We start from the raw sequence: 9,506 nt of genomic DNA, 5'->3' as shown, positions 1-9,506 counted from the left end.
GCACGCCCTTGTCCGGCCACGGCTCCGGGCTCCTTTAGTCGCCGGGACAACGAACTCAGGGGAACGGCGGCAGCACGGTAGCAGCTGCCGGCTCGGCAAAAACAAAACCTACGCCGGGACTCGAATCTAGGGGCCCGGTCAGCTTTGAACCAACACCATAGGAGCTTTAAATGCGCAAACGTCGCGGGCGTGTTCTGAATTCAACCAAAGTGCGCCGGGCCATCGTCAGGCTGAATCGGCAGGATAAAAACACGGATCGACTGAATCAGCATCGTACTGCGCCCAAGGGCTTTTCGGTCTGCGTGAACCTGATCCGCAATCGTCGCTTTTACGTGTCTGTTCGAGGCATCGAGCAAGGCGAGCGCCTGATGCGCAACAGCCGAAAGCTGGGTGTCGCTTCCGCAAGCATCGTGTCCTATGGCTTGCGTCTGAACGGCGACCGCTACTAAACCACCGGACCCATTGACCATGAAAAACACGCTTCTTCGCCGCATTGCTGCTCACTTCACCGGTGCAGATATTTCCGCCACGTTTCGCGTGATGCACACATGGCGTCGGCCCGAGGATGACGTGCGCGCCGTGCGTCTGGAAACGGTGATCAATGGCAACGCCAAGCGTGTGACGCTGTACCGCCACGCGCCAGGCAAGTGGTCCCTCATGCCCCTTTAATGAGATATTCCGATGAACACATACAGCAACGCACTCGACGCAAGGACGCATTGGGCGCTGCATCGGATCAGCGTGATAGCGGGCAACGAAAGGGCCGCGAAGGATCGATTGTTCTGGGCGCTCAGCTTCGCGAAGCGCAGCGGCGACGCGAGCGGCCACGGCGATGAAGTGACCCAATGTCCGGCGCTCCTGTCGGATGTCCCCCCGTTGCGCGACGCATTTCTGGCCGCTTTCGATGCGGTGCGCGACCGGCGACAAAAGCGGCGCACGCGGGAAGGGCTTGAGAACGAACTCGCGCAGATGGCAGAGGAAGCGAACCGGGGTTGTGGGCTGTCGTATGAACTGTTCGTGAAGCGCTTTTCGCAGGAAGTGGATAACCTGCTCGAAGGGGTGGAGCAACCTTTTCAGGACATCGCCCTTGAGATTGCTACGAGCAAAGGCTACGCCACGCCGGAGGAACGCAGCGTGATGCAGGACGAGATCGAGGAGTCGGGCGGTTGCAGCCTCACCGGAATTGATCCCCACTGCTGCCCGTGCGGCAGGCACGAATAGCGGGATTCTGAACCATCCCGCCCGCGCCATGCGTGGCGGGAAATTGCGCATGCGAAAATTTCTCTCGTCGTTCGGCCGGACTGCATTATTGCGGTCGGCTCGGTCGGCTCGGTCGGCGCGTGCGTGGCGCCTTCTGCGCTGCGCTCCGAAGACACCACGCACGCGCCGGGGCCTGCACTCGCTATTGTGAGCAATGACTTGCTCACAATAGGTTCGTCCGATCTGCTTCCCGGCGCTTGCGCGCCGCTCAGCAGATCTACCGCACGAGTATCCGCTGCGCGTCGCATTGCCTTGCAATGCCCGACGCTCGCGCATCCACGCTCCTGAGCGCTTCGCGCTCCATCGCATATCAGACCCGGCCGAGACCCAGCGCCCCCGAATCGCTATCTTCGTCGCCGACGTCCTCGGCACACCGCGGTCCGAAAAGCGCACTCCAGATTCCGGGCTGTGCCAGCCCGGAATGATGTTCTATTGTGCTTTCGCGCCGGCTCCGTTGTCGCCCGCGCTCCCGGCATCCACAAATGGAAACTGCGCCCGGTCGCGAGGTTCGTGGCTGACGCCACTCGCCATGCGACCGGGCGCAGTCATTGGACTACCCGGCGCTACTGGTTCTAATCCGCCACACTTACCACAAGCTCCACCGCCCCCCGCTTTGCCGAGTTGCCCACAACAAACATCGTTGTGGACAACTCTCGCGGCGTCCGGCTCTTGCGATTCACGGGAATCGCGGCCGTCCGTTCGGTGCCGTGGATTTGTGGAAACTGCTACGCGGGTTGTTCGACCGGCGTCTCCCGAACCGGCGCGCTTTTGTCGGCGGCCGGCTGCTCGCTCTCGCTCGACGCCGCCAAACCGACCAGCGCTTTCAGTTGCGGCACCACGTTACGCCAAACTTCGACGTCGATCGTATCGAGACGCTCTGACTTGAACAGATCGGAAATCGCCTTTCGGTTCTTATCGAGGTTTTCCCTTTCCTCACGCCTTGCCTGTTCTCTTAACGATGCGAGGAGTTTTTCTGCTTCGGCGATTTTCTCAGTGATAGACGCTGCCGGTCGGCGGCCGCGGGGCTTCTTCGGTGTTTCAGTTTTTGTGGTCATGAGAGTCCTCCTATAGTGAAGGTTGAAGTCGGGTAATTCCGGTTAGCGTGTGCCGATGCATCATGGCTTGTTCACGCGCAAAATGCAATTCCCCGGAATTCCCCGACGCGGTTGGGGCGAGCCTTTTCCCGATATTCCGAGGCAGCAGGAAAAGTCAAAACCGCCCCCCCGAAGAGCACACACACATTACGCACGTACCGTGCATGCGTCAAAACCATCGCAAGCTCATGATTTATAGGGCTATTTTGCGCTCCAAAATATTTTAATCACGTCTTTTACTGATAGACATTTAACGGTAAAATGGCGCTTAGAATCAAGTAGATAGGTAGTGGTGCGAAACGCACCACTACTCCTCAAAAAACAGGCCAACCACGCGAGACCAACATGAGCCAAGAGTCCGTCCACATTCGCATCGATCGGGATGAACACGACTATCTGAGGGAAGAAGCCCGCAAACGAAAAATCTCCGCTAATGCACTCGCTCGCATTTTCGTGCGCGACGGCCTTGCGAAGTTTGACCGCCGAAATGACGCGCTCATGGAGCGGATCGACGCGCTGATAAATCTCGTCACGAAGTCAAATGTGCTCGCCGCGAGTGCGGTCGTTTCTGCAGCACTGCCGGTCGGATTGGGAGCGACGCTCGACGAGGCAATCAAGGCGCAAATGCGGAGTCACATCATGGAGGCTGTCAAGCTCGGGCAGAACATCAGCTCGACCTACGACAAAGGCACTTTCGACCAAGGGGGCGCGAATGTTTCTTCCAATTGAGATCCAGTCGGTCAACCAGCCGGGGCAACTTCTGGCTGGGGAATACAGGGCGAACTGTGCCGTCTACTCGTCGCCAAACAGCAAGACCGTGGTCATGCACTACGAATACACGCGGATTGGGGCGGCTGTCGCGGACGCGTGCGATCTCCTGTTTGTCGAGGAATCGGGCACGACCAGAATGTGTGACTTCCTCCGTATGCCGGACCGCAGCTGGCGTGACAGTTTCGGAGCAAGGTCCGACTCGCTTCTGGACTTGCTTCCCGCCGAGTTTGCCGAATACCGGCTGGTTGATGAAAGGGACATGGGGTCACAATTCGTCGGGGAGCCCGCATGAGCGAAAAGATTATTTCGGACGCCGGCGCTGGCCGCGCGCTCTTTCTGACGCGTATCAAGCTGACAGCCCATGCCATTTCAATGGCGCTTTGGGCGGGTGCGCTGCCCGGTCTTATTATCCCGTTTGTCCTGTGGCTCGCCTGTCTGTCACCCAAGGATGTTGATCTCGTAAAGGAGAATCTTGTTTCGCATATGGTGAGCGAAACGACTGCGCGGAAATGGAAAGTTCGGGACGAGGCCGGCGAGGTCAAGGTGCTCACGGTCGTGAAATCGGACGGGGGCGAGGTTCAGTTGCTTACGCCGTCGCAATTCCGCGTCGTGACCCTGCCACTGTCGCGGCCGGTCAGGGTCTTTGGATACGTGGTCTGGTCGGCGGTCGTACTGGCCGTCCTGGGATATATCGTCGTCTGGCGCTCGCTTGCCAAGCTTGGGAAGAATGCGCGGGAGAACAAGCGGATCGACGGCGCAAAGGATCTGGTGAAGCCGCAGGAGCTTTCGACGCTCGTGAAGCGCGAGGAGCCGGGCGACTACCGTCTGCTTGATGTCCTGTTGCCACGATCGGCGCCTATGCAGGGAATTATCTTTCAAGGCGCGCAAGGCACCGGGAAGTCGCTGGGCCAGCATGACCTGATGCAACAGGTTTTTGCCCGCAAGCGCAAGGCCATCATTTACGATCCCAGCGGCGAATACTTCCGGGCCTACTACCGGCCCGGAAAGGATTTCTTCTTCAATCCGGCGCTTCTCGGGTCAGTGCCTTGGTCGATCTTTTCCGAGCTGGTGTACGCATACGATGCGAACACCCTTGCACAGGCATTCCTGCCGCCGAAGGCGGGTGTCGTTCACGGAGCTAATGCGTTTTTTGAAGATGCAGCACGCGCGCTGTTTTCGGTCATCCTGCTGCGCCTTGCTCAACGCGGGGCGAAGCACACCCGCCTGATTGCCGATGCGTTCCTTGACATGCCTGACGACGAAATGGAGTTGCTGATCCGCAAGTCCGTCGCCAGTTCCGCAGTCGGTGGTGATTCGAAGGGCCAACGTCAGGGCGTCATCAGCTCGATCGCGATTTACCTCGACGGTATTTCGGCGGTACAGGAGGGCACGTGGTCAATTCGCGATTTCATCAACCGCGAAGACGACGCACGCTTTTTCATTCTCGGCACAGATGACACGCAGGCGATGTTCACGCCGCTCTATCGTTTGTTGCTGACGGTTTCGTTCGGGCTGATCGCCGCGAAACAGGAGATCGTTCACGAGGACAAGTACTGGTACTTCCTGGACGAGGTTGCGAAACTCGGAGATATCAAGCTCGATGAGGTGCAGGCCGAACTTCGGAAATATGGCGTTTGCGTATCGGCTGGCATCCAGAGCGACAAGCAGCTCGTGACATCAATGGGACAGGACCGCGGTGAGACGGTCATGAACTGCTTTAACACGGTAGTGATGCTCCGGGCGAACGAGCCGAACATGGCCAAGCGGATGGCCGAGCGCCTCGGTCGCAGAGATATGGCTGTGGTGTCGAATGGCCAGGCCCTAGCTGTGACTGACTGGCGGGACGGCGGCAACCTGAATCAGGGCGAGCAGGAAAAGTGGCTGGTCATGCCTTCCAAGATCGGACAGATGAAGAACTGCACAGCGTATCTCCGGCTCCCCGGCGACTACCCGGCCACCTTCGTCAACTATCGTCATTGGTTGCCGAGGTGGTATCGCCTGTGGCCACGTCTGGCCCGGTTTAAGCCGATTCAGGACACGCCACCGCGCGATCCGCGATTCAAGGTAATTCGGGCGGAAGGGCAGGATGCGCTCGCGAGCGTGCGTGCAGAGACTGAACGGGAAAAGGCTGAAGCAGCACGAGCCCAGGCAGCGAAGGAGGCAATTGAAAGCGAGGGCATATGGATTGTCAAAGATCCTGAGACGGGCGAGCTGGAGAAGGTTGACGGCACCGCGGTGACGCAGAGCGCACAGGCGAGGAAGCAGAGCGAAACGCCGGTGATCGACGAAGGGGGATTGTTCCAATGAAATCGATTATCTACAAATGGCTGTTCATTCTCGGCGGCCTGATCGTCGCGGTCTTCACCGTATTTTTCCAGCAGGTCCGAGCGGTCAGCGCCGACTGGCTTTCGTCCAGCCACCCCGGCGAGGCGACGCTTCTCGATTCCGACCTTGGTTCGATCAAGGAAGTGAAATTTGTCGACGAAGGTGCCAGCATTGCGTACGTGACCGTGGGCGAACTAGCGGTCATTTCGCACCAAGGCAGTAACGCTCTGGTCGGGATCAGTCTGCACAGCAATGCACCGACGAGCACGTACCCGAGCTTGCGCATTTTCCTCAAGTCAGGAACCCGGACTGTCCGGACTCTGGTGCTCGGTCCCACCGAATACACGCATGGTGGCAGTCTGGTAACCGAACAGGTTCGTATCCCGATTTCGCTCCAACCGGGTGAATCCAGTTTCACAGCTCAGGCGTTCTATGCAGATGCGGGAGACGCCAAATGATTTCGATGACTCATATCGCAGGGTCAGGTGTCGGCAACGCCGCCCGGTATCACGACAAGTCTTTCACGAAGGATGCGAGCCAGAAAGCCGACAACTACTATGTCAATGAGAAGGCATCGGCGCACTGGCAGGGACGGGGAGCGGAACTGCTTGGTATCAGCGGCAAGGACGTCGAGCGCGAGGACTTCGTTAATTTCCTGAGTGGCAAACTGGTCAATCCAGAGACCGGCGAGATTCAGAACCTGGCGGATAACAGCAAGGGCGATGATCGGCGGGCCGGTATGGATTTCACGATTGCGCCGTCCAAGAGCGTTTCGATCGCCGGGCTGGTAGGAAAGGATGATCGCGTGGTCGAGGCCCACCTGCAGGCCAACGGGCGGGCGATGGAATGGCTGGAAAAGCACGGGGCTGTCATTCGCATGAAAGACGAGAATGGGCGCAACAAGGCGGTCCAGGCCGGTAACCTTTTGTATGCCACGGTAATGCACGAGACGAACCGTGAAAACGAGCCACAGATCCACAGCCATAACGTAATTGTCTCGGCGGTCTATGACGAGAGCGGCAAGAAGTGGCGAAGCCTAACAAACGATCAGATGCTCAAGCTTCGGGCCAAGGCCGATGTGATCTACAAGGCCGAATTGGCTGAAGGTCTGCGGCGCGCGGGATATGAGCTGGAATATGCCAAGAACGGCGTTGATTTCGAGATCAAGGGTTTTACGCCGGAGCATCTAGAGACCTACGCAAGCCGGAAGGCACAGATCAAGGAGGCGTTGATCAAGCGCGGTATTGAACCGGGTGAGGCGAGCTTCGATGCCCGGCAGGCAGCTGCGCTGGATAGTCGATCGGCGAAGCAGGAGCTTCCCCGTGATGCGCTTCAGGCGATCTGGCAGGAGACAGCCCAGCAGGCCGGTTTGAAGGTCGAGAACATCGTGAACGCCGCCAGGGAGCGGTCCGGCTATTCGGCGCCCGAGCAGGTGCAATCTCAGGGGCAGACAGCGACCAATGAACAGACCCAGCAACCTGGGCCGACCGCTGCCCGTGCCACGACGAAACCCGTTCGCGAGGTCGACGAGAAGGCGCGCAAAGCCGGTGTGCGTGCGGTGTCGTGGGCTATTGAACATCTGACGGAGCGTGAGCAGTCGTTCAGTCTGGCCGAGCTGGAAGAGACCGCGGTAAGGTTCAGTCGCGGCGGTATCAATGCGGTCGATTGGGCGGTCGAACAGCACGTGAAAAACCATTTAATCGTCGAGCGGGGAACCGACGATGACGGCGTGCTGATGTACACCACCCACAAGGCTATTGACAGCGAAATGCGGCTTGCCGAGAACATCCGTGCCGGCATGGCAAAGGGAAATGTCGTTCTTTCGGACCGTGAGGAGTTCGTGTCAGCGGTCAAAGCGTTCAACGCGAAGATGGAACTGGAGACCAATGGCAAGTTCGAGCTTTCGCGTGAACAGGTTCGGGCGGCCTATAACGTCCTGATGCATCCGGATACCTATCAGGGCATCCAGGGCGAGGCTGGAACGGGCAAGACTGCTGCACTGGCTATGGTGAACGACGTAGCAACCGCCAAGGGTTGGGAAGTGATTGGCGTAGCGACGTCTGCGGCCGCAGCGAAGGAACTGGAGGCCGCAAGTGGCATCAAGAGTGACACCGTAGCAGGTTACTTCGCCACCCAGGAGAACCGCATCAAGGCGACCGAGCTGCGGCTCGAGGAGCTACGCGCAGCGATCAACGCGGACACCAAGATCCGCGATATGCCGGCGTCAAGGATCGAATCCCGGCGCCTCGACGTTGCCGGCGCGGACATCGACTACGGCCAGCATCGGTACACATTCGATCATCAACGAGGCGAGGTATTCCGGTCGCCGGATGATTTCCGCAATGCGATCGGAGTGATGCTGACGGGTGTCGCCAATCGAAACCGTGACGCGGCCGCGGAAGCTCGCGAGAGTGCCGCTACCTTCGGCCAGCGTGTTCGGGCCGGGGCGTTGAACACCGGCGTTGAGTTCGCGGAATCGCTGGGTCGACGGTTCACCACGTTCGAACAGGTTGGCACCGTGGAGGCCGTTGCGGCACGAAACACTCTCTATCTGGACAAGGACGGAGCGGGTAGTGAACTGAAGCGGGAGTACGAGACGAAACAGGCCGAACTGGCGAACCTCAAACGCTTTGGCAATGCAGAAGGCCGGAAAACCCTAATCGTTATGGACGAATCGTCCCTGACCGGGGCATTCGACACGGAGAAGATCTCGAACCTCGCTCGCGAGATCGGCGCGCGAGTCGTGTTTCAGGGCGATACGAAGCAGCACGGGAGTGTGGCAGCCGGCCGGGCTTTCGAGCAGGCGCAAAACTCCGGGATGAAGGTATCGGTGCTGCAGGAGACCCGCCGCTTCGACAAGGCGACGCAACAGACCAAACAGGCGTTGCTGGACATGAAGGCGGGCCAGTATGCGACGGCGATAGGACGCCTAGATACCCGCGTGGTCGAGGAGGACGCGCTGGCCCGCGAGGTAGCACAACGTTATCTGACCAACATGATCGAGTTGAAGGAGCGGGGCCGTGACAACCCGAGGGTTGGTGTCGTTGCCGTCACGAACAACGACCGCAAGGCGATCAACGCGGAGATCCATGGTCTGCTTGCAGAGAAGGGGCTTATCTCAGACAAGTCGTTTCCGAAACGACATTTGGACGATCCCAAGCTAACCGAGGCCGAGCAAACGCAGGCCGTGATGCTCCAGCAGAAGTTTGTGGACACACTGATCTTTCGAAAGACGTACCGTGAAATCGGCGTTGAGAAGGGCGACGTCATTTCAGTTGTCGGCTATGACCTGTCCGCTAACCGGATCATCGCGGTGAATTCGCAAGGCAAGAAGGTCGAGATCAACCCCCAGCGGCAAGACTACTTTTCTCCGGCGAAACTTGAGGACCGCGAGTACGCCGCCGGCGATCGCATCGAGACACGCGCGATCATCCGGTTGGAAAATCAGGACCGCAAGCGGATTGCCAACGGCACACCTGGCGTGATTACCGAGATCGACGCCAAGGGGGCCAAGATCAGATGGACAGACAATGAAAAGGGCGCCAAGAGCCGACAGGACGGGGAGCGATCTGAGTCGTATCTGACAAACGCCGAGTTGAGGTTCATCGATCATGCGTACGCGCATACCTCGTACAAGGAACAGGGCGCGACCAACGACCGGGAGATCATAGCCGTCAGTGAGATAGGCGCAAAGGTGTTCAATAAACAGGCCGCCTACGTCGCAGCGTCGCGCGCCAAGGACAACACCGAAATCGTCACTTCGGCGCTTGAGGCCCTCAAAAAGAACGCCGGGCAGGAGGTCGAGAAAACGACCGCGATCGACATGCAGAAGCAACCGGAACGGACCCAGGCTCGAACGACCCAGCAGAATCTCAACCAGGGCCGCGATCCGGGACGGCAGCAGCAACCGGGCCGTTCGGGTGTGCAGCAGACGCCGGCCGAGAAGGTCAAGGACAAGGGGCAGATCCTGGAGCTTTGATTGTCCTGGTCAACTTCCTCGACGCTCTAACGAAAAACGGCCCGCTCAAATCGCAGCGGGCCGTTTTTTTGGTCTTC

The 9,506-nt window shown here is 58.9% G+C and carries 9 protein-coding genes; 8 read left to right on the top strand and 1 reads right to left on the bottom strand.

Translation table 11 applies throughout. The features are described from left to right. The first annotated feature begins 170 nt into the window (after positions 1-170). Genes AWB69_RS13895 through AWB69_RS13885 form a run of 3 tightly spaced genes read left to right on the top strand, consistent with a single transcriptional unit; the run spans position 171 to position 1,221 of the window. Positions 171-449, top strand: coding sequence for a hypothetical protein (locus AWB69_RS13895; RefSeq protein ID WP_062085536.1), 279 nt, complete (start codon positions 171-173; stop codon positions 447-449). 19 nt (positions 450-468) lie between these two features. Further along, positions 469-669 carry a hypothetical protein gene (locus tag AWB69_RS13890; RefSeq protein ID WP_062085534.1) on the top strand — a complete coding sequence of 67 codons (201 nt, stop codon included), beginning with the start codon at positions 469-471 and terminating at the stop codon, positions 667-669. Between the two features lie 12 nt (positions 670-681). Continuing rightward, positions 682-1,221, top strand: coding sequence for a hypothetical protein (locus tag AWB69_RS13885; RefSeq protein ID WP_062085532.1), 540 nt, complete (start codon positions 682-684; stop codon positions 1,219-1,221). A gap of 764 nt (positions 1,222-1,985) precedes the next feature. Here the strand turns inward: AWB69_RS13885 and AWB69_RS13880 are convergent. Beyond that, positions 1,986-2,315, bottom strand: a complete 330-nt coding sequence (locus AWB69_RS13880) for a hypothetical protein (RefSeq protein ID WP_062085530.1) — start codon at positions 2,313-2,315, stop codon at positions 1,986-1,988. Between the two features lie 384 nt (positions 2,316-2,699). On the opposite strand from AWB69_RS13880, the gene AWB69_RS13875 reads away from it, so the two are divergent. Genes AWB69_RS13875 through mobF form a run of 5 tightly spaced genes read left to right on the top strand, consistent with a single transcriptional unit; the run spans position 2,700 to position 9,429 of the window. Next, the gene (locus AWB69_RS13875; RefSeq protein ID WP_062085528.1) at positions 2,700-3,083 is read left to right on the top strand and encodes a hypothetical protein; all 384 of its coding nucleotides are present in this window, start codon (positions 2,700-2,702) and stop codon (positions 3,081-3,083) included. Beyond that, positions 3,067-3,417, top strand: a complete 351-nt coding sequence (locus AWB69_RS13870; RefSeq protein ID WP_062085526.1) for a hypothetical protein — start codon at positions 3,067-3,069, stop codon at positions 3,415-3,417. Before AWB69_RS13875 ends, AWB69_RS13870 begins: the two co-directional genes overlap by 17 nt. After that, positions 3,414-5,432 carry a type IV secretion system DNA-binding domain-containing protein gene (locus AWB69_RS13865; protein ID WP_062085523.1) on the top strand — a complete coding sequence of 673 codons (2,019 nt, stop codon included), beginning with the start codon at positions 3,414-3,416 and terminating at the stop codon, positions 5,430-5,432. Before AWB69_RS13870 ends, AWB69_RS13865 begins: the two co-directional genes overlap by 4 nt. Further along, entirely contained in the window at positions 5,429-5,908 is a 480-nt protein-coding gene (locus AWB69_RS13860; protein ID WP_062085522.1) for a hypothetical protein, read from the top strand. The genes AWB69_RS13865 and AWB69_RS13860 overlap by 4 nt, the downstream gene beginning before the upstream one ends. Next, the gene (gene mobF, locus AWB69_RS13855; RefSeq protein WP_062085520.1) at positions 5,905-9,429 is read left to right on the top strand and encodes a MobF family relaxase; all 3,525 of its coding nucleotides are present in this window, start codon (positions 5,905-5,907) and stop codon (positions 9,427-9,429) included. Before AWB69_RS13860 ends, mobF begins: the two co-directional genes overlap by 4 nt. Positions 9,430-9,506 lie beyond the last annotated feature (77 nt).

Source organism: Caballeronia udeis, from assembly GCF_001544555.2.
In the GTDB taxonomy this organism is placed as follows: domain Bacteria; phylum Pseudomonadota; class Gammaproteobacteria; order Burkholderiales; family Burkholderiaceae; genus Caballeronia; species Caballeronia udeis.
Note: the sequence above shows the minus strand (reverse complement) of the source record. Positions and strands in the feature narration are given on the sequence as shown.

Bases quoted from the DNA above. Each gene is read 5' to 3' on its own strand.
- AWB69_RS13895 (WP_062085536.1), top strand. From the start codon at position 171: ATGCGCAAACGTCGCGGGCGTGTTCTGAATTCAACCAAAGTGCGCCGG.
- AWB69_RS13890 (WP_062085534.1), top strand. From the start codon at position 469: ATGAAAAACACGCTTCTTCGCCGCATTGCTGCTCACTTCACCGGTGCA.
- AWB69_RS13885 (WP_062085532.1), top strand. From the start codon at position 682: ATGAACACATACAGCAACGCACTCGACGCAAGGACGCATTGGGCGCTG.
- AWB69_RS13880 (WP_062085530.1), bottom strand. From the start codon at position 2,315: ATGACCACAAAAACTGAAACACCGAAGAAGCCCCGCGGCCGCCGACCG.
- AWB69_RS13875 (WP_062085528.1), top strand. From the start codon at position 2,700: ATGAGCCAAGAGTCCGTCCACATTCGCATCGATCGGGATGAACACGAC.
- AWB69_RS13870 (WP_062085526.1), top strand. From the start codon at position 3,067: ATGTTTCTTCCAATTGAGATCCAGTCGGTCAACCAGCCGGGGCAACTT.
- AWB69_RS13865 (WP_062085523.1), top strand. From the start codon at position 3,414: ATGAGCGAAAAGATTATTTCGGACGCCGGCGCTGGCCGCGCGCTCTTT.
- AWB69_RS13860 (WP_062085522.1), top strand. From the start codon at position 5,429: ATGAAATCGATTATCTACAAATGGCTGTTCATTCTCGGCGGCCTGATC.
- mobF (WP_062085520.1), top strand. From the start codon at position 5,905: ATGATTTCGATGACTCATATCGCAGGGTCAGGTGTCGGCAACGCCGCC.